Genomic DNA, 24,561 nt, shown 5'->3' with positions numbered 1-24,561 from the left:
GGGGCCCGGCCGGAGCAAGCGGCACGGAATGATCGCGGAATGGTGCGGTAGCGGGCCGCGTTGAGAACGGATGGTATGACACTTCCTGCTGACGCCTTCGATGCGTCCACTCTCGACAGATCCCTCATCAAGCTGACCGAAGCCGATTCGTCTTACCTGCCGAACTTCTTCGACGATTCTGGGGACGGTTTCGACCTGGAGGATCGCGCCGCGTTGCGGCGGGTTCCCGGTCTCGCCACCGAGCTCGACGACGTCACCGAGGTCGAGTACCGGCAGCTGCGGCTGGAGCGTGTCGTCCTCATCGGCGTATGGACGTCGGGTTCCCCGCGGTCGGCCGAGAGCTCCATGGCGGAGCTCGCGGCGCTCGCCACGACCGCCGGTTCGGTGGTGCTCGACGCGCTCGTGCAGCGTCGCGACCGGCCGGATGCCGCGACTTACGTCGGTTCGGGCAAGGCCCGCGAGCTCGCCGAGGTCGTCGCGGCGACCGGCGCGGACACGGTGGTCTGCGATGGCGAGCTCACCCCGGGTCAGCTGCGGCAGCTGGAGGAGGTCGTCAAAGTAAAGGTCATCGACCGGACGGCCCTCATCCTGGACATCTTCGCCCAGCACGCGACCTCTCGCGAGGGCAAGGCCCAGGTCGAGCTCGCGCAGTTGCAGTACATGCTGCCCCGGCTGCGTGGGTGGGGTGAGTCGATGTCGCGGGCCGCGGCCAGTGGCGGCGGCCGGGCGCCCATCGGTACCCGTGGTCCCGGTGAGACGAAGATCGAGACCGATCGTCGGCGGCTGCGGGCCAGGATGGCGCGGTTGCGCCGCGAGCTCGCCGCGATGACGACCGTGCGGGAGACCAAGCGTTCCGCCCGGCGGCGGGGTGAGGTCCCCAGCGTGGCGATCGCCGGTTACACCAACGCCGGTAAGTCGTCGCTGCTCAACCGGCTGACCGGCGCGGGTGTCCTGGTCGAGGACGCGCTGTTCGCCACCCTTGATCCGACCGTGCGGCGGGCGACCCTGCCGGACGGCCGGGCCTTCACCCTGACCGACACCGTCGGATTCGTCCGGCATCTGCCGCATCAGATCGTCGAGGCGTTCCGCTCGACGCTGGAAGAGGTCGCCGATGCCGATCTCATCCTGCACGTTGTGGACGGATCATCGCCGGAGCCGGCTGCGCAGATCTCCGCCGTGCGCGAGGTTCTCAACGACATCGACGCGGGCGGCGTTCCCGAGCTGATCGTCGTCAACAAGGTGGACGCCGTGGAGCCGACGGTCGTCGCGGGGTTGCGCCAGCTCGCCCCGGACGCCGTGTTCGTCTCGGCACGCACGGGCGAGGGGCTGGCCGCGCTGGTCGNCGCGCTCTGTGCCCGGGTGCCGCATCCCGACGTGGAGATGCGCGTGCTCGTGCCCTACACCCGGGGCGACTTGGTCTCCCGGGTGCACGCGAACGGCGAGGTGCTCACGATGGAGCACACCGAGACCGGTACCCGGCTGTCCGCCCGGGTTTCCTCGGGACTCGCGGCGGAGCTGCACGCCTACCGGGCCTGAGCCCAGGAGCGATCAGACGCGAGGCAACCCGGCCGGCCGCCCGCCGGGCGGCCGGCCGATCCACATCAAACCCTGCGGAGCACAGCCACGATCCGGCCGAGGATGGTCGCATCCTCACCGGGGATGTCGGCGAAGGCCGAGTTCTCCGGATGTAGCCAGATCTTGCCGTCCCGAACCCGCAGACGCTTGACCGTCGCCTCCCCGTCGATCATTGCGGCGACGATCTCCCCGTTGTCCGCGACCGGCTGCTGGCGGACGACCACCCAGTCACCGTCGCAGATCGCCGCGTTGATCATCGAGTCGCCGACGACCCGGAGCAGGAACAGAGTGCCCTCGCCGACGATCTCCCTGGGTAGCGGGAAGACGTCCTCGACCGCCTGCTCGGCCAGGATCGGGCCACCGGCGGCGATCCGGCCCAGCACCGGCACGTAGGCCGCGTCCGACTTGCTTCCTTCGGTGGTGCCCGGCGCCGCCTCACCGACGATGGGAATCGTGCCCGCCACCGTCGTCGCGCCCGCGCCCACATCCGCGCGTTGCCGGGGGTGCTCGACGGTCAGCNCCTCCATCGCTCTCGGGCGGTTCGGGTCCCGCCGCAGGTAGCCCTTCTCCTCGAGCACCTTGAGCTGGTGAGCCACACTACTGGTGCTGGTGAGGCCGACCGCCTCACCGATCTCCCGCACGCTGGGCGGATATCCGCGCCGCTCCACCGCGGCCCGGATGACCTCCAGCACCCTGCGCTGCCGGGGGGTCAGGCCCGCGTCCGTGGGGCCTTCGGGAAAGGCTCGCACGTTGCCGCGGGTTCCGCCCCGGCGCGTACCCCTGCCTTGGCTAGTCATCGCTTACCGCTCTCCTCGTCGCGTTTTTCTTCCGCCGTGCGGCCACCGGCCGGCCGGCGACCGCACGGCGGACCGTCCCGCTCCGGAAGCGGTCACCCACCGACTCGCCGCCGTCCGTGACCGGGGGAAACCGCCCGGTTCACACCCGACCGACTCGACGGTAACCGGCGGGTCGCAGAATCTCAAACGTCTGTTCGAGCGTGTCCCTGGCGGTTTCCGGTTCCCGATGCGACAATCGACCACGCGTTCGATCGAACGAAGGTTCGATCTTCGGTGTTCGGTGTCGTCGGAACGGGAGGGTGCCGTGGGATCCGCACACAGGGCGCGGGTCGTCGACCTGTCGATGGCCAGGGACCGGGTGGGTCATCGGCCGCCGGGTCGCCCGCCCGCACCCCCGCCGGGTCGCCCGCCCGCACCCCCGCCGCTCCGGCTGACCCGGCGGGGTCGGGTGGTGGTGGTATCGATCGTCGTGGCGGTCGTCGTGGCGGTAGCAATCATGATCATGCCTGGGGTGTCGATTGCCGGGCCGGATACCGCGGAGGCGCCGCGGCACCATCTGGTCATGCCGGGGGAGACGCTGTGGGAGGTGGCAGTGGCGCTCGACGAGAGCGCCGACACCCGGGTCATGGTGGACCGGCTGATGCGGCTGAACCACCTGCGGTCACCACTGATCGCCCCGGGCCAGTCGTTACTCCTTCCCTGACGCCCGGCTTCCCGGGTCCACGAGTGTCTCGGCGCAGGGTTCTCGCGCACCGTCGTCTTTCGTCCACGTGCGGTGCCACGTGCGATGCGGACCACACGGACCATACGGGGGTGCTGTCCTCATCTCTGGGGCCGTGCGCTACCTTGGACACAACATCTGGTGCTTGCCGGGGTGTAAGTCATCCACAGGTTGTTCCACAGGTCTTCCGCGGGGAGCTGGCGGTCCATCCACAAGGTGGTCTGTCCGGCGTGGATGCCGGGTCCTCAACGGTGTCCCTCATCCCCGGTCCGGGGCGGTCGGCTCCGGCGCGGGCGAAGGAGGCGTAGCGCGTGCGGTGCCCGTTCTGCCGGCATCCGGACAGTCGCGTCGTTGACAGTCGGGAGGCCGAGGAGGGTTCGGCGATCCGCCGCAGGCGGTCCTGCCTGTCCTGCGGTCGCCGGTTCACTACGATGGAGGAGGCGTCCCTTCAGGTTCGCAAGCGCAGTGGGGCGGCCGAGCCGTTCAGCCGGGCCAAGGTCATCGCCGGTGTCCGCAAGGCCTGCCAGGGCCGGCCGGTGCGGGATGATGATCTCGCGCTTCTGGCGCAGCGGGTAGAGGACGCCGTCCGCTCGTCGGGGTCGGCGGAGGTGCCCGCGGAGGCGATCGGCCGGGCGATCCTCGGTCCGCTCCGTGAGCTCGACGAGGTGGCTTATCTCCGCTTCGCCTCGGTGTACCTGGCCTTCGAGTCGTTGACTGACTTCGAGTCCGCGATCGCCGCGTTGCGCTCCGAGGCCGCCGGACCTCCCACCACGCGGGATGGACCAGCACGACCGGTCCCGCGTGGCGCCGTCGATGTCTCGCCGGTGATCGGCACCCAGCAGGTGCATAGCAGGTAGGGCCGGGACCGCTCGACCGAAAGCGTCATACATCGCCCTGGCTCGCCGTGCCGGCCCGGTCCCGCCGGCGACGGGTGACATCCCGCGTCGCGGCCGTGCGAGGACCGCGGACCTCCCGGACGGCACGCATGCGGCCCGGCTCGACCTGGCTGGTGCCGTTCGCCGTGCGTGTGTTTGCCGTGCGCGTGCTCGTCCCCGCGGGCACCGCCGTGCGTCGAGGTCCGGCCCCGCACCGTCCCGACGTCCACTGGCTGCGGCCTGGGGCGGGGATGCCCACAACACATTGTTGAAGGTTGAAGCTGACGAGTGAAGACGAGGAGCGTCATGACCGACAGCCGCGGCACGAAGCCGAGCAGGTCAGCGGCGAAAGCGAGTGGGTTGAAGATCCAGCGGTCACGTACCACCGCCGGCGTCCACCCGTACGACGAGGTCACCTGGGAGTCCCGGGACGTCGTCATGACCAACTGGCGGGACGGCTCGGTCAACTTCGAGCAGCGGGGAGTGGAATTCCCGCAGTTCTGGTCGGTGAACGCCTCCAACATCGTTACCAGCAAGTACTTCCGTGGGGCGCCCGGCACGCCGGGGCGGGAGTGGTCGCTGCGGCAGTTGATCGATCGGGTCGTGCACGCCTACGGCGCGGCCGGCCGCGAGCACGGCTACTTCGCCTCGGACACCGACGCCGAGATCTTCGAGCACGAACTGACCTGGATGCTGCTCCACCAGGTCTTCAGCTTCAACTCGCCGGTCTGGTTCAACGTGGGAACCCCCGCGCCGCAGCAGGTCTCGGCGTGCCAGCCCTATGACGCCCTCGTCAGCACGCCATCCGGTCTGGTTCCCATCGGCGCCTTGGTGGAGACGGACGCGGTGGGGATGAAGGTCTTCGACGCGCACGGTCTGACCCAGGTGATCGCGACCAAGTCCAACGGCGTCAAGGACGTCCTGCGGATCTGGACGAGGGCCGGTCACGCGCTCGACGTCACCGCCGATCATCTGGTGTGGCGGAGCACCTCCGCGGGTGCCGGGGCCTTCGTCCCCGCCGGCGCGCTGCGGGCCGGGGACACCCTCGAGTGGCATCGCACCATCGCCCCGGGCGAGGGTGAGATCACTTCACGGGAGATCGCCGAGGCGGCGCTCGCGGGCCGGCTGCAGGCGGACGGTTTTGTTGGTCGGTACGCCGGTACGAACGCCTCGCTGACCATCGAGGCGATGACTGTGCCGACCCGGCTGTATGATGCTCCGCTACCCGTTGTCGCGGCTTATCTGCGCAGCCTGTTCCAGGCCGATGGCTACGTGTCCCGCCGGGAGCGCTCGACGCTGATCGGGCTGGACATGATCAGCGAGGGCCTCATTCGCGGGGTGCAGGGTTTGCTCGCCCGGTTCGGCATCTTCGCGCGGGTACGCCGCGAGGCGGATCCGCGACCCGACCGCCACGACCTCTGGAGCCTGGGCATTCAGAACGCCGGTGACCGGCGGACGTTCGCGGACGAGATCGGCTTCCTCGATCCGGTGAAGGCCGCGAAGCTGGAGGCGTCGTTCGATCAGCCCGGCCAGGCCGCGAAGCCGGTGAAGCGGTTGCAGATCGAGNGCATTGAGCCGCGCGGGCCGATGCCGGTCTACGACATCCAGACCGACAGCGGCGAGTACCTCTCCGCCGGCCTCCGTGTGCACAACTGCTTCATCCTCTCCGTGGACGACACCATGGAGTCGATCCTGAACTGGTACCGGGAAGAGGGGCTGATCTTCAAGGGGGGTTCCGGGGCCGGGCTCAACCTGTCCCGCATCCGGTCCTCGAAGGAGCTGCTGTCCTCCGGGGGCACCGCCTCCGGGCCGGTGAGCTTCATGCGCGGCGCCGACGCCTCGGCGGGTACGATCAAGTCCGGTGGCGCGACCCGGCGGGCGGCGAAGATGGTCGTGCTCGACGTCGATCATCCCGACATCGTCGAGTTCGTGGAGACGAAGGCCCGGGAAGAAGACAAGATCCGGGCGTTGCGGGACGCCGGCTTCGACATGGACCTCGGCGGGCGCGACATCGCCTCCGTGCAATACCAGAACGCCAACAACTCCGTCCGGGTGACCGACGAGTTCATGCGGGCGGTCGTCGACGGCGGCGGCTTCGACCTGCGGGCCCGCCTCGACGGCCGTGTCCTGGAGACGGTGGACGCCCGCGGGCTGTTCCACACGATCGCCGAGGCCGCGTGGGCCTGCGCCGATCCCGGCATCCAGTACGACGGAACGATCAACGACTGGCACACCTGCCCCGAGAGCGGCCGGATCAGCGCCTCCAACCCGTGCAGCGAGTACGTGCACCTGGACAACTCCAGCTGCAACCTGGCCTCGCTGAACCTGCTGAAGTTCCTGCGCCCGGACCGCAGCTTCGACGCCGAGGCGTTCGTCGCGGCGGTCGAGTTGATCATTACCGCGATGGACATCTCGATCTGCTTCGCCGACTTCCCGACGCCGGAGATCACCAGGGTCAGCCGGGCCTACCGGCAGCTCGGCATCGGCTACGCCAACCTCGGTGCCCTGCTGATGGCCAGCGCCCGGGCCTACGACTCGGACGGCGGCCGGGCGCTGGCCGCATCGATCACCTCGCTGATGACGGCCACCGCCTACCGGCGCTCCGCCGAACTCGCCGGGATCGTCGGCGCCTACGACGGCTTCGCCCGCAACGCGGACGCGCACCGGCGGGTGATGCGCAAGCATGCCGCCGCGAACGACGCGGTGCGCAGCGTGCACGCCGAGGACTCCCGGATCCTCGCCGTCGCGTCCCGGGAATGGGCCCGGGCGCAGACCGTCGGCGAGAAGCACGGATGGCGCAACGCGCAGGCCAGCCTGCTCGCCCCGACGGGCACGATCGGTCTGGCGATGGACTGCGACACCACCGGCATCGAGCCGGACCTCGCCCTGGTGAAGATGAAGAAGCTGGTCGGCGGCGCCAGCATGAGGATCGTGAACCAGACGGTCCCGGCGGCCCTGCAGGCGCTCGGCTACCCCGAGGAGACCATCGAGGCGATCGTCGAGTACATCGCCGAGTACGGGCACGTCATCGACGCTCCCGGCCTGCGTCCGGAGCACTACGAGGTGTTCGACTGCGCCATCGGGGAGCGCGCGATCTCCCCGATGGGCCATGTCCGCATGATGGCCGCGGTACAGCCGTTCCTCTCCGGCGCGATCTCGAAGACGGTGAACATGCCGTCGACCGCCACGGTCGCCGAGGTCGAGCAGATCTACCTGGAGGGGTGGCGGCTGGGCCTGAAGGCCCTCGCCATCTACCGGGACAACTGCAAGGTCGGCCAGCCGCTGACCGACGTCAAGGGGGCGAAGCAGGCCGCCGAGCTGGCCGCCACCCGGACCGGCACGGGAGTCGGGGTCGGCACGGGAGACGCGGTCGGGACCGCCGGCTCCGTCGGACCCGCCCCGGTGGAGGTCGAGTACCGACCGGTGCGCCGCCGGCTGCCGAAGACCCGCCCGTCGCGGACGGTGTCCTTCTCCGTCGGCGGGGCCGAGGGTTATCTGACCGCCGGTTNCTACCCGGACGACGGTCTCGGTGAGGTCTTCATCAAGATGTCGAAGCAGGGGTCCACCCTGGCGGGCGTGATGGACGCGTTCGCGATCGCCATCTCGATCGGCCTGCAGTACGGCGTGCCGCTGGAGGCGTACGTCAGCAAGTTCATCAACATGCGGTTCGAGCCGGCTGGGATGACCGACGACCCGGACGTGCGGATCGCCCAGTCAATCATGGATTATCTGTTCCGTCGCCTCGCGCTCGACTATCTCGACGCCGATCAGCGGGCCGAACTCGGCATCTCGACCGCGGCCGACCGGGCCCGTCGGGTCGCGGGTCAGTACGGTCCAGCGCCGGCGGTGGAGGCCGCGCGATCGGCGCAGCCCGCCGGGATCGACGGCCCGGCCGGATCCCAGGGGGCCGCGGTGACCGGATCCTCGGCTTCCGTCGCCGATCGGGGTGACCCGGGCGTCCCGCCCGGTCCGGCGGTAGGGAACGGCCCGGCGTACGTGGCACGGGAGTTGCGGCTGGCACCGCCCGGCGAGTCGCTCGTCGCGCAGACCGTGGTCGATGCTCCGCTCTGCTTCACCTGCGGGGTGACCATGCGGCCAGCTGGTAGCTGCTACGTCTGTGAGCAGTGCGGTTCGACCAGCGGCTGCAGCTAGGCGTCGCGGCGGCCGGTCCGACCGGGTGCCCGATGCGCATCGGGCACGCGGTCCGCATCGGGTGCCTGCTCCGCATCGGGTCCCTGCTCCGAGACAGTGCTCGGCGGTGTGGCTCAGTGCTCGGCGGCGAGGAGGTCGACCAGGAGCGCCGCGGTCCAGGAGAACCGGTTGCTGCCCGCGCCGGAACCGTCGAGGGGTGAGTAGTACTCGAACATCGCCCCGGACGATGCGATCATGTCGATCGTGTTCTGGCGCAGGTTCTCCGCGGCGTCGAGCCGACCGTAACGCTCCAGCCCGTCGGCAATCAGCCAGTTCATGTTGACCCAGACGGGACCCTGCCAGTAACACCGGGGAAGGAAGCCCGGGTCGTCGAGCGGCACGCTCGCGATGCCGAACCGGGACCAGTAGCGCGGTGAGGTGAGCGTCTTGACCATCTCGTCGACCCGGTCCTCGGGCACGACCCCGGCATAGAGCGGCAGGAACCCCGAGATCGTCTCGTGGCGCAGCAGCGTTCCCGTCCGGAAGTCGCGGCTGTAGTAGGTGCCGTCGGCGTGGAGCCGCTCGATCGCCTCGCGCGTCCTGTGCATGGACCGCCACAGCCAGGCGGGGATGGTCTGGCCGATCTCGGCGGCGATGGCGGNGAGGNGCTCGTTGGCCCGGATGAGGATCGCGTTGAAGGCGACGTCCTGGACGAGGGGGACGATGCTCCGACGGATCTCGCGGAAGTTGTAGTGCGCCCGCCGCAGCTCACGCACGATCCGGTAGAGCGTGAACAGGTCTCCCGAGGTGAGCCGCTCGTCGGGGGGAACCTCCTTGGAATCGCGCCGCAGCGCGTCCAGGGCGTCGCCGCCGTTGATCCGGCGCAGTGCCCGCACTCCCAGCGGAGCCGCCGGCCTGGTGATCTCCATCCAGGCCGGCGTGTTGTCCATCCCCGACTCCCAGGAGTGGACCAGGGTGACGAGACCGTCGTCGTCGGGGTCGCGTTCGAGGTAGAGCCACGTGTGGAAGCGCAGCAGGCCGGGGAACAACGCGCGGTAGAAGGCGTCGCGGGCGGATGGCGTCATCATGGCTGCGATCCGGACGGCGGCTTCGGCGATCATCGGCGGCTGGGTGACCCCCGTGCTCTGCACTCCGCCGGCGGTCGTGGTCACCTGGTCGCAGCGCCAGCGCTGCGGACCGGCGTGGTAGAAGTCCGAGGTCTCCGCGAAGATCACGTGGGGGATCATGCCGTTCGGCCACTGGCCTCGCAGCAGCGAGAGGACCTCCTTGGCGGCCCGTCCCGGGTCGAGACGGCGCAGTCCGATCGCGATGAAGCAGCTGTCCCAGAGCCACTGGTGCGGGTAGAGCGTCGGGGAGGGCCGGGTGATGTCGCCGAGGTCGTTGTCTCGTAGCACGTCGATCGCGGTTTCCCGTAGTGCCGCCAGGTCTGCGGGAAGGCTGGGGACGGACATCGTGTGAGAGTAGCGGTTACACGCTGTGCACAGAGGCAGGGTCCGTCGGGTGTGGCCCGCCTAACGGAATCGCCGTTCTCGAGCGCCTCGGCGTCGGGGTGGCGTCGGCGGCGGCGCCCGCGTCGGCCCGCCGGTCCTTCCGTCCCGGTGGAGAGCCCGGGTCCGGGCCGGGTCGCGGGTGTCGGCTTGCCGACTACCGTTACGGGTTAGCACCGACTGGTGATCGTCAGAAAATATGGCACGGATGGTGGAACGCAAAAAACTTCTACGGTGAGTAGTGGATCTGTTACTTAAAGTTGCCGTTGGCCTGATCCGCAGGCTGCTCGGCCACCAGAGAAGCTCAGGAGAGTTCGCGGTTCGCGCCACAGGGTGGAATCTGCCAGGTAGTCTTCGCGGCAGCGAGTGCAGCGTCTCGAGGGCTAGGGTCTACACTGCTTGGTAGGCCCGGCGATCGCTGATGTCCGGGTGTGCCTGCACGGGGAATGGTTCCGCGTCTTCGTTCGTTACCTCCCACGTGCACAGAACGAGACGACCCACCCGCACCGACCATCGGATTTGCCACTGATGACGCTGCCTGCTCTGGAACTTGCCGAGCGCACCGACGACAACCGCCCGCGTAGCCCGCGGCGTGCTCGTCGGGCCGCTCCTCCTGTCCGCACCGCTCCCAGCCGTTCGCTGGCCGCTGTTCCCGACGATACCGACGAGCTCGATGTGAGCGCGGTGGCCGAGGTCATCGCCCGTGGTCGCGAGGCCGGCGAGATCAGCCGCTCCGAGTTGCGTGATGTGCTCGAGTCCGCGGACATCGGTATTGAACTGTTGCCCGCTCTCATCGCGCGCCTCAACGCCGTTGGCATCGAACTCCTCGACGAGGAGGAAGCGAGCGACGACGCCACCGCCGCCAGCCGGTCCACCGCCGAACACGCGGGTACCGCCGACCTCGTGCGCATGTACCTGCGCGAGATCGGCAAGGTGCCGCTGCTCAACGCCGCCCAGGAGGTCGAACTCTCCAAGCGGGTCGAGGCGGGCCTGTTCGCTGAGTACAAGCTCGAGAGCGTCCCCGACCTGCCCGCCGACCTTCGTCGTGATCTCGGTCTGCTGGTCAAGGACGGCCATGCCGCCAAGCAGCAGCTCGTCTCGGCGAACCTGCGGTTGGTGGTCTCCGTCGCCAAGAAGTACAGCGGTCGCGGGATGACCCTGCTGGATCTGGTCCAGGAGGGCAACCTCGGTCTTATCCGCGCGGTGGAGAAGTTCGACTACGCCAAGGGCTACAAGTTCTCGACCTATGCGACCTGGTGGATCCGCCAGGCCATCGGCCGGGCGCTCGCCGATCAGGCGCGGACGATCCGCATCCCGGTCCACGTGGTCGAGCAGATTAACAAGATCACCCGGTTGCAGCGCCAGCTTGTCTCCACGCTCGGCCGTGAGCCGACCGACGAGGAGCTCGCCCTCGAGCTGGACATGCCGATCGAGCAGGTGGTGGAGCTGCGCCGGTATGCGCAGGACACCGTCAGCCTGGAGACCTCGGTCGGTGACGATGGTGACTCCGTGCTCGGTGACTTCATCGAGGACTCCGACGCGACCTCCCCGGCGGACGCCGCCTCCTACGGCGCCATGCAGGACGAGATCGAGAACGTCCTCGGTGGCCTGAGCCCGCGGGAGCGCGAGGTGATGCGGCTGCGCTTCGGTCTCGCCGACGGCAAGCAGCACACCCTCGCCGAGGTGGGCAACCGGCTCGGCCTGACCCGTGAGCGCATCCGTCAGATCGAGCGGGACACGCTTCGGGAGTTGCGCAAGCCCGCCGTCGCCGGTCGGCTGCGCGAGTTCCTCGACTGATCGATCGGGCGAGCGCACCTGCGGTCGAGTCCGCGGGGGCACGTCCACGGGTGCACGGTGCGGTACGGGTGCACGGTGCGGCACGGGTGGAAGACAGGAGTACCGCGATCATGGCGGTCACGTCATGATCGCGGGNTCGATGAAAGTCGGATCTTCGTTTTTNCCGGGNGAAGATCCGACTTTGCTGTATCAAGCTCCGGGTTCGGCTTCTCCGTCGGATCCGGTGCCGGGTCCCAGTGCGCTTCCCGTCATCGGCTCCGACGCCGACCGCCGCGACCGGGCCGAGGCGGCGGCGAAGGGCAGCAGGGCATCGGGGTTGGCGACCGAGTCGAGGCTCACGGCCTCGTCCAGGGCGGTCCCGGCGAGCAGGCGCTTCACCGGTACCTCGAGCTTCTTGCCGGTGTGGGTCCGAGGGACCTCGGTGATCTCGATGATCCGGTCGGGAACGTGGCGTGGGCTGAGTTCGGCGCGCAGAACCTCGCGCAGCCGAGCGGCCACCGCCTCGGTCAGGCCGGGCTCGGTGAGGACGACGAAAAGGAGCAGCTCGCCGTGCCCGCGCTCGTCCGCGGTGTCGACCGCGAGGCTGTCGGCGATCCCGGGGACCCGCTCGACCACGCTGTAGAGCTCGCTGGTACCGATCCGGACGCCGCCGCGGTTCAACGTCGCGTCCGAACGTCCCTGGATGACGACGGCACCGGTAGGTGTGATCCTCGCCCAGTCCCCGTGGCGCCAGACGCCGGGGTAGACGGAGAAGTAGCTCTCCCGCAGCCGGCCGCCGTCCGGGTCAGCCCAGAAGCACAGCGGCATGGACGGCATCGGCGCGGTCACGACAAGCTCACCGACCTCGTCGACGACCTCCTCGCCGGCCTCGTCGAAGACGCGCACCGCGCAGCCCAGCGCGCGTGATCCGATCTCCCCGGCCCGCACCGGCATCGTCGGCAGGCCCGCCACCAGCGCCGTGCAGACGTCGGTGCCACCGCTGATCGACGACAGCATCACGGTCGGGCTCACCGCTTCGTACACCCAGGCATAGCCGGCTGCGGACAGTGGCGATCCGGTCGATCCGACGGTGCGCAGCCTGGACAGATCGGCGAACTCGCGCGGGACCAGCCCGGCGTCCTCGCAGGCCTGCAGGTAGCCCACGGACGTGCCCAGGCACGTGAGCTCCAGGGCCTCCGCCAGACCGAACAGGGTGCCGAGCGCCGGATAGCCGGGCGCTCCGTCGTAGAGCACGACGGTCGCGCCGACGAGCAGACCGGAGACCAGATAGTTCCACATCATCCAGCCGGTCGTGGTGAACCAGCAGAACCGGTCGTCCGGACCGAGATCGAGGTGCAACGCCAGCGACTTCAGATGCTCCAGCAGGATACCGCCGTGGCCGTGCACGATCGCCTTGGGGGGGCCGGTCGTGCCGGACGAGTAGAGGATCCACAGCGGCGCGTCGAAGGCGACCCGGGTGAACTCGGGCTCGGAGGTCTCCGAAGCCATCAGCTCGTCCCAGGTGAGCAGCCCCGGCAGCCCCGCGGCCCGGGCCCGGGAGAGCGCGTCCGGCCACAGGTACGGCACGATCACGCTTGCCCCGAGTCCCGGCAGGTCGCCCGCGAGCGNGGNGNGGGTGTNGNGGGCGTCGTAGCTCTTCCCGCCGTAGCTGTAGCCGTCAACGCCGATCAGGACCTTCGGGTCGATCTGGCCGAACCGCGCGCGCAGGGCCGTCGGGCCGAGCTCCGGCGAGCACGACGACCACACCGCGCCGATGCTGGCGGTGGCCAGCATCCCCACCATCGCGTAGACGGTGTTCGGCAGCACGGCGCAGACCCGGTCACCCTCGGCGACACCCAGGCTCCGCAGTCCCGCCGCCGCCTTCGCCACCTGCCGGCGCAGCTCGTCCCAGGACACCACGGCCGTGGCACCGTCCTCGCGCACGGCGATGACGGCCGGGGCCGGCCCGCGCCGGGTGAGCGCGTTCTCCGCGTAGTTCACCCGGGCACCGGGAAACCAGACCGCGCCGGGCATCGCCGCGTCGGCGAGCGCCGGACCGGTGCCGCGGTCCCCCTCGACCGCGCAGAAATCCCAGATCGACTCCCAGAACGTGTCCAGGTCGGTGACAGACCACTCCCACAGGCGCGTGTCGTCGGCGAGCTCAACCCCCCGCTCGGCGGCGAGCCAGGCGCGGTAGTTGGTCACCGCGGCCTGGCTGATCCGACGGGGAGGCGGTTCCCACAGTGGCGTGCCGGCAGCCACCGACCCACCATCACGGCCGGCCGGCTGCCGCCCGTCTTCCATCGCCGCATGGTCCGGTGTCACTCGGTCTGCTGCCACGGGCACTGACCCTAGGCCATTCCGGGCAGATCTACGTGCCTCACCGATGGCCCCGGATCCTCGTCATCGACACCACCGCTATCTCTGGGAGCGTGATCGGGCTACGGTCGACAGATGGGTGTCCCGGGCGATTCCGAGCGGCGGACCGACGGCCGTCCGCAGGTCGAGCCGCAGGTCGAGCCGACGGTCGTGGCCTGGGATCCGGTCATGGCCGGCTACGACTTCGGGCCGACGCATCCGCTGCATCCCGTGCGGCTCGAGCTCACCATGGACCTCGCCATGAGTCTCGGTGTTCTCGACGCGCCGGGCATCCGGATCTCCAGGCCGACCCTCGCCTCCGACGACCTCATCGGCCTGATCCACGATCCGGTCTACCTGAGCGCGGTCCGCGCCGCGCCCGACCCGGCGCAGGCCAGGTTCGCGGCCCTGTTCGGCCTGGGCACGGCCGACAACCCCATCTTCGAACGGATGCACGAGGCCGCCGCACTCATCACCGGTGGCACGATCGAGGCGGCACGGGCGGTGTGGAGCGGGCCGCCGCGGCACGCCGTGTCGATCGCCGGCGGGCTGCATCACGCGATGCCGGGAATGGCGAGCGGATTCTGCATCTACAACGACCCGGCGATCGCGATCGCCTGGTTGCTCTCCGCCGGAGCCACCAGAGTGGCGTACGTCGACGTGGACGTGCATCACGGCGACGGCGTGCAGACGGCGTTCTACGACGATCCGCGGGTGCTCACCATCTCCCTACACCAGACGGGGAGTACCCTCTTCCCGGGCACCGGATTCCCGACCGAGGTGGGTGCTCCCGCCGCGGAGGGCACCGCGGTGAACGTGGCGTTGCCCCCCGCCACCGGCGATGCCGGCTGGCTGCGCGCCTTCTCCGGGGTGGTGCCGGTGCTCCTGCGGTCCTTCCGGCCGCAGGTGCTGGTGACCCAGCACGGCTGCGACACGCACGCCTTCGACCCGCTGGCCGATCTGGCGCTGTCGGTGGACGGCCAACGGGCCTCCTACGACCTGCTGCACGCGCTGGCCCACGAGGTCTGCGACGGACGCTGGCTGGCCTGCGGCGGTGGCGGGTACGCGCTGGACACGGTCGTGCCGCGGGCCTGGACGCAGCTGCTGGCGATCGCCGGCCACGTGCCCCTGGATGCCGGCCGCGCCCTGCCGGAGGACTGGCGCTCCGCGGCGCCGGGACGGGTGCGGGCGGCGACCGGGCAGAAGTCCGTCGGAGCCGCCGCCATGCCCCGGACGCTCGGGGACGGGGTGAGTGTCCGGTATCGTCCCTGGGACGCGGGAGAGGGAGACCCCGACGATCCGTTGGACCGGACGGTGGCGGCGACCCGGCGTCAGGTGCTGCCGTTGCACGGCCTCGACCCCACCGTCGACCGCTGAGCCCTGCGTGAGAGCTGAGCACTGCGTGAGAACCGGGTGAGCGCCGCGTGAGCACCGAGCCTCCGGTCGTCTATCCGGCCGAGTGGGAGGCCGACGTCATCCTCAGTGACGGCGGCACCGCCCACATCCGCCCGATCCTGCCGACGGACGGCCCGCTGTTGCGGACCTTCTGGACCCGGCTGTCGACCCAGTCGATCTACTTCCGGTTCTTCGCCGTGCGCCGTGCCCTGAGCGACGCCGACATCCACCGGATGACGACCGTGGACCAGCGGCTGCGCGGCGCCATCGTCGCGATGATCGGCGACGACCTGGTCGCGGTCTCCCACTGGGAGAGCACCGCCGCACGGCCGACCGAGGCGGAGGTCGCCTTCCTGGTGGAGGACGCCCAGCAGGGACGAGGGCTGGGTTCGGTGCTGCTGGAGCATCTTGCCGCCGCGGCCTGGGACCGTGGGATCCGCCGCTTCGACGCCGACGTGCTCGGGGAGAACCAGCAGATGATCCGGGTCTTCCTCGATGCCGGTTACACGGTCTCGAGGACCTGGGACTCGGGCGCGGTCCGGCTGTCCTTCGAGATCACCCCCACCCAGAAGTCGGTCGGGGTGATGCGGGCCCGGGAGCACCATGCCGAGGCCGCCTCGATCGGTCGGCTGCTGCATCCGCGCGCGATCGCCGTCATCGGTGCGGGGCGGTCTGCCGCGTCCGTGGGCAACGCGGTCCTGCGTCACCTGCTCGCCGGCGGTTTCGACGGCCCCGTCTACCCGGTGAACCCGGCGGCGGCCGCGGCCGGCGGCGCGGTGGCGTCGATCCAGGCCTACGCCGGCATCGAGGACGTGCCGCGTCCGGTCGACCTGGCCGTGGTGTGCGTGCCGCCCGCGCAGGTGCCCGACGTCGTCGCCGCCTGCGGGCGGGCGGGAGTCTGGGGGCTGGTCGTCCTCACCGACCAGCGCGACGCCGCCGCAGACGCGGCCCTGGTGGCTGAGGCCCGGGCGGATGGCATGCGGGTGGTCGGCCCGGCGAGCATGGGCATCCAGAATCCGGCGGCGGGGTTGAACGCCTCGATGGTGCCCCGGATGCCCCCGGCCGGCCGCATCGGCTGCTACTCCCAGTCGGGTCCGTTCGGCGGGGCCATCCTGGCGGCGGCGGCCGCGCGCGGGGTCGGTCTGTCGGTCTTCGTCTCCGCCGGGGACCGGGCCGACGTGAGCGGCAACGACCTGCTCCAGTACTGGGAGGAGGACCCCGAGACCGACGCGGTGATCATGCATCTGGAGACCTTCGGTAACCCCCGCAAGTTCGCCCGGCTGGCCCGGCGGGTGGGTCGGCGTAAACCAGTGATCGTCGTGTACTCCGGCCGTTCGACCCTTGACGACGCGCTTCTGCGGCAGGCCGGGGTGATCGGCGTCGACCAGGTCTCCCAGGCGTTCGACGTCGCGCTGCTGCTCACCACGCAGCCGCTGCCCGCGGGCGGTCGGGTCGCCGTCGTCGGCGACTCCCGGGCCCTGGTCCGGCTGACGGCCCGCGCCGCCGACGCGGCCGGGCTCAGAGTCGAGGAGGTGCTCCTCCCGGTTGGCAGCTCCCCCGGGGACCTCACCCGGGCGTTGACCTCCGCCGCGGACCGGGCGGATGCGCTGATCGCCACGCTGGTCCGGCTGCCGCCCTCCCCGGCCGGGCCGATCGCGGTGGACGCCGTCGCGGCTGCCGCGACCATCGAGATCCCGGTTCTCGCCGCCGTGCAGGGGGTCGAGATGCCCGGCGAGCTCGCTGGCATCCCGGCCTATTCGTCGCCGGAGGCTGCCGTCGCCGCGCTGCGCCGGGTGGTGGGCTACGCCCAGTGGTGGGCGCGCCCGATCGGCACCGTGCCGACGACGACGGTGCGAGCAGACGAGGCGCGTTCGCTCGTCGCCGGACTCACCGGTCGCCTTCCGGAGGATCGGGCTGCCGCCCTGCTGGACTGCTACGGCGTCACGGTGGAGCCGGCCGTCCTGGTGACGTCCCCGCGCCGGGCCGTCGAGGCGGCGGGCCAGCGCGGCTATCCGGTGGCGCTCAAGGCGCGGTCGCGGCCCTACCGGCATCGTCCGGACCTGCGCGGTCAGCGTCTCGACCTGCCCGACGCGGCAGCCGTGCGGGCGGCATGGGCGTCGCTGCGCTCCCAGCTCGGGGCGGAGGTGCCGATTGTCGTCCAGCGGATGGCCCCGGTCGGCGTGTCGGTGGTTGTCGGTTCCGAGGAGCATCCCCGGTACGGTCCCCTGGTCTCGTTCGGCCTCTCGGGCCCCGCGACCGAGCTGCTGGAGGACCGCGCACATCACATCCTTCCCCTCACCGACGTTGACGCGGCGCGCCTCGTGCGCTCGGTGCGGGCGGCGCCGCTGCTGCTGGGATACCTCGGCTCGACGCCGGTCGACATCGCCGCGCTGGAGGACCTGCTCCTCAAGATCGCCCGGCTCGCCGACGACGTGCCGGAGGTGGTTCATCTCACGTTGGATCCAGTGATCGTGTCGACCGGGCGGGTGACCGTGCTGTCCGTGGAGATCGTTGCTGGACCGTCGGCGCCCCGCGCGGACGTCGGACCTCGGCGGTTCTGGACACCGAACCACCCGACTCCGGACGGGGCGACTATCCGGGGTGGTTCAGCACAACATGCGCACGCCGTCCACAATCGTCTCCCATGACGTCGCCGCACTCCGCGCAGCCGCCTGTCCGGCCCGCTTCCGGCGCATTCCCGATGCTCTCCCCTGATTCTGCGGGAGTTGCCGGGACGCCTGGTACCCCCGTAGAGGGGATGCCTGGGCAGGCGTCTCTCGTGCCGATGTACCGGCCGGCGAACGTTGGGCTGTCGGAGGCGCTGCCGGGGGACCTCGGGTCGGTGGATCTGGGGTCAGTGGATCTGGGGTCGGTGGATCTGGGGTCGGTGGCCGCGGGGCCCGCGGGTGCGCGCTTCTCCGTGAGCCCCCCGGGATCCGCCTCCCCGTCATCGGGCGTTGTTCCGTCCGGCCAGGGGGATGTCTCCCCGGGACCGAATCCGGTCACCCGATCCCAAGGGGGACCGTCGGCTGGCCCACACACCAACCCCGCCCCACACACCAACCCCGCCCCACGCGCGCATCCCGGCCCGAACCAGGTCCCCGGCCCGAAGCACGCTCCCGGCCCGGAGACCGGCCCCGGTCAAGACCGGGGAGCCGNCCCCGAGCTNCCCGGACTNCCCGAGGGCTGGCCCATGGTCGCCCGGCCGGCCGCTTCGGCCGTGACCGCCGAGCCGGTCACGCGGGACGTCATCGACGGCACCGAGCCGCGCCGCGCGCCGGAGGCGCCAGGGATGCGCCGGTCCGATCCGGCGGGGCTGCCGGGGCGTGTCCGGTCCGCTTTCCCCCNGCCCGGACACGCCCCGGGAACCGACCCCGCGGCCACGTTCGTGATGCTGGACGCGCTGTTCGCGTGGGCCCCGGTCGGTCTCGCCCTGCTCGACCGGGCCGGGCGGTTCCTGCGGGTCAACGACACACTTGCCCGGTTCGACCGCCGGCCGGTCCACGAGCACCTCGGCCGTACCGTCTCCGAGCTCCTCGGCGACACCGGCCAGGAACTCGACGCTCTGCTGGCACGGGTACTGCGCACCGGCGAGCCGGTGGTGGACTTGGAGGTCATGGTCGCCACCGATGGTTCCGGGCCGCCGCAGACGTGGCTCGCCAGCTGGTATCCGGTGAACGACCCTCAGGTCGGGCTGGTGGGCGTGGCGTTCGTCGCGATCGACGCCAGCGGGACGCGGGCGGTCGAGGGGGAGCGGGCGCGGGCCGACGCACGTTACCTCGGCCTCGTGGACGCCGCCGCGGTGGACGTGTTCCACGCCGAAGGCGACGGGGCACTCGATGCCGATCTGCCCCGCCTGCGGGCCTTCACCGGGCGGCATCCGGCGGAGCTGGCCGGGTTCGGCTGGCTCGGCGTGGTCCACCCCGACGACCGGGAGCGGGTCGGGCGCGCCTGGCACGGGGCGATCGAGCACGGTGAGACCTTCGAGGCCGAGTTCCGGATCTCCGGTGGCGGAGGCGACCGCACCGCCATGCGGGTGGTCGAGGCCCGCATCGTTCCCATGCCGGCGGCCGGCCGGCCGAACAGCCGGCCCAGCGAGTGGCTCGGGGNGATCCGCGACCTCACCGAGGTACGCGCCGCCGAGGCCGACCGGGCCACGGCCGACCAGCGGGCCCGGATCGCGACGGAACGGGCCGAACAGACCGCGACGTTGGCCGTGGCGCTCGCCCGGACCCTGACCGTGGACGACGTCGTCGCCACCGTCCTCGACGTCGGGGGGCGGATGGCCGGGGCCGCCGGCCGGGGCGTCGCGCTCGTGGACGAGGCGCACGACCGGCTGCTCTTCCACGCCCCGCCGGGTCCCGCCGACGGCCTCGCCCGCTGGTCGGAGGTGGCGCTGGGGGCGGTACATCCGGTGGCGGAGGTCATGCGGGGCGGTCGTGCGCTGTTTCTCGTCGACCGCGACGAGCTGCTCGCCCGCTGGCCGGTGCCGGAGGTCGCCGACGTCGCCGCCGCGGCGGGTGAGCATGCCTGGGCGATGCTGCCGCTGGCCGTCGGGGGCGGCGCCCCCTTCGGCGTGGTGACCTTCGGGTTCCGCCAGGCGCGGGAGTTCACCGCCGCTGATCAGGCGTCCCTCATCGCGATCGCCGACGCCTGCGCGCAGGCCCTGGAACGGGCCACCGGCTACGAACAGCTCGCCGCCGACGCCGCGCGCGGTCATCGGACCCTGGCTGCGACGCGCGAGGCGCAGGCCGCCCTGGCACTCGCCGATCGACGCCTTCAGCTGCTGGGGCGAGCTACCGGGATCGTGGCCGCGGCCGTGGAGCCTCCCGTCGCCCTGCGCTCCCTGGCCGAGTTGATCGTCTCGGAGGTCGCCGACCTGTGTGTTGTCCAGCTCGTCACTGGCACACCCGCTCCCGTCCCGGCGTCCTGGAGCGCTGCCGCGGTGTCCGTCCGGGACGGGGACGCGGCCGGGGATAAGGCCGGGGATAAGGCCGGGGCCGAGGAGACGGCGGGGGACCGGGCGGCAGAGCCGGTGCCCGAGCTGCGTCCACTCGTCGTCCTGGCCCGTGACGGGCTTGGCACGGTGCCTCCGTTCGCCTCGGGGGCCGGCGCGGCGACGTCGCCGGCGAGTCCGTTCGCCCGGGCCGCCCGCCGGGGCGAACGGCTGATCGTCGCACTGACAGCGGGCGAGTGGGATCCGCCGGCCGACGCCGAGCGGTGGATCCGCCAGGTGGGGGCCCACACGATGGCTGTCGTACCCGTGGTACGGGTCGGCCACGTCGTCGCCGTACTGAGTGTGACCGCCGTTGCGGATCGACCTCCGTTCACCGAAGCGGATCTGCTCTTGCTGACCGAACTCGCCGCCCGGGTGGGGGTCGTCCTGGACCGGATCGATCGGGGGGCCGCCGAGCGCAGCAATGCGCTGGCACTGCGCGAGGCGTTGCGCGGTTCTCCACCCGCCGTCCCGTCCGGGCTCGAGGTGGCCACCCGTTACCTGCCCGGCGGGGTCGATGACGACGCCGGTAGCGACTGGTTCGACGTGATTGACCTGGGAGCCGGGCGAGTCGCCCTGATGATCGGCAACGTGATGGGCCGAGGGATCCGGGCGACCGCGGTGATGGGGCAGCTGCGCGCGGCGGCCCGCACCTGCGCCCGTCTCGATCTTCCCCCGGCCGAGGTGCTGACGCTGCTGGACGGCATCGTCGCGGACCTGCCCGGGGAGGAGATCGCCACCTGCATCTACGCGGTCGTTGAGATCGACAGTGGGGTGCTGACGCTGGCGAGTGCCGGGCACCCGCCGCCCCTGGTCGTCGCGCCGGACGGGTTGGTCTCCAGGCTCTACATGGCGGTGGGATCTCCACTCGGGGTGGCCCGGTCGGACGTGACCGAGTACACGGTGCGACTGGGACGGGGATATCTGATCGCCCTGTTCACCAACGGGCTCGTCCGGGGACGTGCGCGCGACCTCGACGCCGGGGTCTCGCAGCTCGCGGCCGCGCTCGCCCGCGCCAGCGACAGGTTCACCGCGAATCTGGACGACCTGGTCACCACGGCGTGTGCCGGTCTCGGTCCCGCCGTCGCCCCCGGCCCAGTGGGTTCCGGGGCGGCCGACGGGGCGGCCGACGAGGTGGCGGCCGATGACGTCGCGCTTCTGTTCGCCCGGTTGCCCGTTGAACCGACGGCCGCGGCGGCCCTCCTGGACGTCACCTTCGACGGTGCGGCGAGCCTGCGCGCCGTGCGGGCTCAGGCCAGGCTCGCGCTGGAGAACGCGCCGCTGGCCTCGGAAGTCGTCGACACCATCGTTCTGGTGCTGTCGGAGCTGGCGAGCAACGCGGTGCGGCACGGTCGCCCACCACTGTCGGTGCGGCTGCGGCTGCTGGGCGACCGGGCCGTCGTCGAGGTCGCCGACGGTGGCGGCCGGGTGCTGCGGCGGCGCCACGCCGCGGCCGAGGATGAGGCCGGCCGCGGGCTCGGCCTGGTCTCCCAGCTCGCCGTTCGGCATGGCGTCCGTCCGGTCCCCGACGGGAAGGCCGTGTGGGCCGAGATCGACCTGACCGGGACGACCCCGCCCGAACCGGACTGACGCCATGGCCAGAGGGTCAATTGCGTGGTCTGTTATATCTGTCCGATTTACCTCAGTCCGGCGGGTGAATCCGTCCGGACGGCCGGGGCGGGGCTGCCCGGGTGACGGGCTGACCTGCCGGCTACGGCACGAGACGGCCTGATACGGGTGGACCGGCCGTCCCGGCGGCATCAGGAAGTCTGGTGTCGCGTAACGTGAGCTGCATGCCGGACGCGGTGCTGCGCCTCGACAATGTCAATGTCGTGCGAGATGGGTCATACCTGCTCAGGAACGTGTCGTGGGCGGTGTTCCCTGGCCAGCGCTGGGTGGTCCTCGGTCCCAACGGCGCCGGGAAGACGACCCTGCTGCAGGTGGCCTCGGGCCGGCTGTTTCCCACCAGGGGCACGGTCGACCTGCTCGGCGCCCGTCTCGGCAAGGTCAACCTTCTCGATCTACGATACCGGGTGGGTGTCGTCAGCCCGGCGCTGGTGGAGACGCCACCCGCCGACGAGCGGGTACTCGACGCGGTGGTGACCGCCGGCTGGTCCGTGCTGGGCCGCGCCGACGAGGAGTACGACGAGGTCGATCTCACCCGCGCGGCCGGCCTGCTGACCCAGTTCGGGTGCCGTGGACTGGTCGACCGTCGGTTCGGAACCCTCTCCGAGGGAGAGCGCAAGCGCGTGCTCATTGCCCGGGCCCTCATGACCGACCCGGAACTCCTCCTGCTCGACGAGCCCGCCTCCGGGCTCGATCTGGGTGCGCGGGAGGCGTTGATGCGGCGGCTCACCCGCTTCGCGGCCGACCCCATCGCTCCTGTCCTCGTCCTCGTCAGCCACCACGTGGAGGAGATCCCGGTCGGGGTGACCCACGCGTTGCTGGTGCGCGGCGGCCAGGCGCTTGCGGCCGGTCCGGTCGCGCAGGTCCTCACCGCGCAGGCGCTGTCCTCCTGCTTCGGGATTCCGTTGGAGGTCGGCGTGGCGGCCGGTCGCTACACCGCCCGGCTTGCCGCTGGACCGCCTCCCCGGCATCCGGTATCCGCCTCGGTCTGAGTCTGTGCCGCGGGGCTGAGTCTGTGCCGCGGGGCTGAGTCTGTGCCGCGGGGTGTTTGTCCGTTCAGGGGCCGATCGGCCGTGACCGGGGTCGGTCGATGGTCGGACGGGGTCGGTCGATGGTCGGATGACCACGATCGGCGGGGTGCGGTGACCGTCCCGACGTGATCCGGTCCCGAGTCACCGCTCGGTCCCGGCGTTTCGCGTACGGTCCGGTGGGCCGTCCATCCCCGTCAAGCGGCCTCAGCCCGTCGTAGCGCGCCTTTTCCGGTATCGCCGGTGTATTTTTTCGCGGCGGCCGTCGTGCTCCCTCTCCGAGGCTCGTCCGTTCGTGGGCCGGCCGGCGACCCGGACGGACGCTGACCGCCGGTTGCCCCCGGACCCGTCGCTGGTTGGCCGTCGTTCATCGTTCGTCGAGCAGCTCCCACAACCATCCCGACCGTCGCACACCCGCGCCGAGCGACCTCAGCCGGCCGGCAAGTTGCCGATCCGAGGTGATGACGACCACGGGCGCGACCGCGTCGCGCGCCGCCGCCACGATGGCGTCGTCGCCGTGCCCGGGGGCGTGCACGACGACGATGGTCGGTGCCGCGCGGTCCGCCCTCGCTGGAACGTGGCGGCCCTTCTCTGGCGCGACGTCCGCGGGCCGGACCTTTTCGGGTGTGATCTTTCCGGGCCGTACGGTTCCCTCGGGAACTCCGGCCCGTGCCGCACCCTCGAGAACGACCACGATCCGCTCAGGCCATTCCGGCCTCGATGATGGCCGCGGGTGCGTGCCGGGACGGGTGATCCGCGCCGAAATAGCGTCGACCAGCCGTCCGGCCGCTCCTGGGCGGTCCCGCCACCACCCGTCGGGCCGGGAGCCAATCACGTTGGCACCGTCTACCACCCACGTGCGCGGGTACTCGTCCGTGGGTCGGCTCATACCGGCGGCGCCGGAATCAGGGGTACTCATCCGGCGCGGCGATCCCCTTTGGCATTCGTACCGGTCGGTTCCGCTCGCGGCACCACCACCCCAAAGGCGCCGGCGGCTGTTGCCCGCCGTTTGCCGGGCAATCGTCCACGGGAGTCGGTAGACGAACACGATCGGTGTCCCAAGGTCGGAGGACATGGACGCCGCTCGGTCCACGCCTGCCCAACTGTCCGCTTGCGGTCGGCCTTTCGACTGGGAAGGTGTGATTCGCAGAACATGATCATCCCTCTATCATGTGGAGCTTGCTCCCTGTCTTTGGGTTCCGCACTCCGACTGCCAGGGCGGCGTGCGTTGAGCGCTGACTTCGTCTTCGGCGACCCAAGCCTGCGAGCCCGACGAACCAGGCGTGACAGTTCCCCGCGTTCTCGTGGTAATAATAGACGCGTGAGTTCTGCGGTCCGCTGACCTGAAGGAGAGTGGCATGGCCCAGAAGACCATCGTCTCGTTGATTGACGATNTCAGTGGAGAAGAGGCCGACGAGACCGTCCGGTTCGGACTCGACGGTGCGCAGTATGAGATCGACCTGTCGGAGAAGAACGCCACGAAGTTGCGTGAGTCGTTGGCTCCGTTCGTCACCGCGGCTCGCCGTTCCGGCGGTCGGGCGGCGGGTGGCCGGCGTGGTGTGCGTGCCGCTTCGCGCCGTACCGGCGGAACCGACCGTACCGCCGACATTCGTGAGTGGGCGCGCAGCAACGGTTACACGGTGAGTGACCGGGGGCGTATCGCTTCCAACATCGTCGAGGCGTACGACAAGGCCCACTGATCCTGGTCTTGACTGCTTTTCCGGGGTAGGGACCGGAGCAGTGGAACCCCTTGTAGCGGTAGTGCCCGTGGTATT

The 24,561-nt window shown here is 70.9% G+C and carries 14 protein-coding genes; 10 read left to right on the top strand and 4 right to left on the bottom strand.

Going from position 1 to position 24,561, the window contains the following annotated elements; translation table 11 throughout:
* Positions 1-75: 75 nt before the first annotated feature.
* Positions 76-1,536: a GTPase HflX gene (hflX, locus tag CED_RS08350; protein WP_035909661.1), complete on the top strand. Its 1,461-nt coding sequence runs from the start codon at positions 76-78 to the stop codon at positions 1,534-1,536.
* A gap of 65 nt (positions 1,537-1,601) precedes the next feature.
* On the opposite strand, the gene lexA is transcribed toward hflX, so the two are convergent.
* Positions 1,602-2,372: a transcriptional repressor LexA gene (gene lexA / locus CED_RS08345; protein WP_035731541.1), complete on the bottom strand. Its 771-nt coding sequence runs from the start codon at positions 2,370-2,372 to the stop codon at positions 1,602-1,604.
* Between the two features lie 304 nt (positions 2,373-2,676).
* Between lexA and CED_RS08340 the strand changes: the two genes are divergently transcribed.
* The 3 genes from CED_RS08340 (at position 2,677) to CED_RS08330 (ending at position 8,120) form a co-directional block, all read left to right on the top strand.
* Positions 2,677-3,075, top strand: a complete 399-nt coding sequence (locus CED_RS08340; protein WP_035909704.1) for a LysM peptidoglycan-binding domain-containing protein — start codon at positions 2,677-2,679, stop codon at positions 3,073-3,075.
* A 329-nt stretch (positions 3,076-3,404) separates the two neighbouring features.
* Positions 3,405-3,950 (top strand): transcriptional regulator NrdR, encoded by a 546-nt coding sequence (nrdR, locus tag CED_RS08335; protein WP_011437886.1) that lies wholly within the window; start codon positions 3,405-3,407, stop codon positions 3,948-3,950.
* A gap of 324 nt (positions 3,951-4,274) precedes the next feature.
* Positions 4,275-8,120 (top strand): vitamin B12-dependent ribonucleotide reductase, encoded by a 3,846-nt coding sequence (locus CED_RS08330; RefSeq protein ID WP_035909658.1) that lies wholly within the window; start codon positions 4,275-4,277, stop codon positions 8,118-8,120.
* A gap of 113 nt (positions 8,121-8,233) precedes the next feature.
* On the opposite strand, the gene CED_RS08325 is transcribed toward CED_RS08330, so the two are convergent.
* Entirely contained in the window at positions 8,234-9,571 is a 1,338-nt protein-coding gene (locus CED_RS08325; RefSeq protein WP_035909656.1) for an amylo-alpha-1,6-glucosidase, read from the bottom strand.
* Between the two features lie 564 nt (positions 9,572-10,135).
* On the opposite strand from CED_RS08325, the gene CED_RS08320 reads away from it, so the two are divergent.
* Positions 10,136-11,404 carry an RNA polymerase sigma factor gene (locus tag CED_RS08320; protein ID WP_011437883.1) on the top strand — a complete coding sequence of 423 codons (1,269 nt, stop codon included), beginning with the start codon at positions 10,136-10,138 and terminating at the stop codon, positions 11,402-11,404.
* Positions 11,405-11,593: 189 nt separating this feature from the next.
* Here CED_RS08320 and CED_RS08315 read toward each other — a convergent pair whose 3' ends face one another.
* Complete coding sequence (locus CED_RS08315) at positions 11,594-13,687, bottom strand: acetoacetate--CoA ligase (protein ID WP_063613417.1); 2,094 nt, start codon at positions 13,685-13,687, stop codon at positions 11,594-11,596.
* 150 nt (positions 13,688-13,837) lie between these two features.
* Between CED_RS08315 and CED_RS08310 the strand changes: the two genes are divergently transcribed.
* From CED_RS08310 to CED_RS08295, 4 genes are all read left to right on the top strand, one after another.
* Positions 13,838-15,118: an acetoin utilization protein AcuC gene (locus CED_RS08310; protein WP_035909655.1), complete on the top strand. Its 1,281-nt coding sequence runs from the start codon at positions 13,838-13,840 to the stop codon at positions 15,116-15,118.
* Positions 15,119-15,165: 47 nt separating this feature from the next.
* The gene (locus tag CED_RS08305; RefSeq protein WP_011437880.1) at positions 15,166-17,784 is read left to right on the top strand and encodes a bifunctional GNAT family N-acetyltransferase/acetate--CoA ligase family protein; all 2,619 of its coding nucleotides are present in this window, start codon (positions 15,166-15,168) and stop codon (positions 17,782-17,784) included.
* Positions 17,785-18,329: 545 nt separating this feature from the next.
* A complete protein-coding gene (locus CED_RS08300; RefSeq protein ID WP_235186966.1) occupies positions 18,330-21,722 on the top strand; it encodes a SpoIIE family protein phosphatase in 3,393 nt (1,130 codons plus the stop codon).
* 203 nt (positions 21,723-21,925) lie between these two features.
* Positions 21,926-22,750 carry an ABC transporter ATP-binding protein gene (locus CED_RS08295; protein ID WP_011437878.1) on the top strand — a complete coding sequence of 275 codons (825 nt, stop codon included), beginning with the start codon at positions 21,926-21,928 and terminating at the stop codon, positions 22,748-22,750.
* Positions 22,751-23,153: 403 nt separating this feature from the next.
* Here CED_RS08295 and CED_RS25165 read toward each other — a convergent pair whose 3' ends face one another.
* Positions 23,154-23,480 (bottom strand): hypothetical protein, encoded by a 327-nt coding sequence (locus tag CED_RS25165; RefSeq protein WP_049760977.1) that lies wholly within the window; start codon positions 23,478-23,480, stop codon positions 23,154-23,156.
* A gap of 664 nt (positions 23,481-24,144) precedes the next feature.
* On the opposite strand from CED_RS25165, the gene CED_RS08285 reads away from it, so the two are divergent.
* A complete protein-coding gene (locus tag CED_RS08285; protein WP_035909653.1) occupies positions 24,145-24,486 on the top strand; it encodes an Lsr2 family protein in 342 nt (113 codons plus the stop codon).
* Positions 24,487-24,561: the final 75 nt, after the last annotated feature.

This window comes from Frankia sp. CeD (genome assembly GCF_000732115.1).
Taxonomy (GTDB): domain Bacteria; phylum Actinomycetota; class Actinomycetes; order Frankiales; family Frankiaceae; genus Frankia; species Frankia casuarinae.
This window is presented reverse-complemented; position numbering and strand designations above follow the sequence as displayed.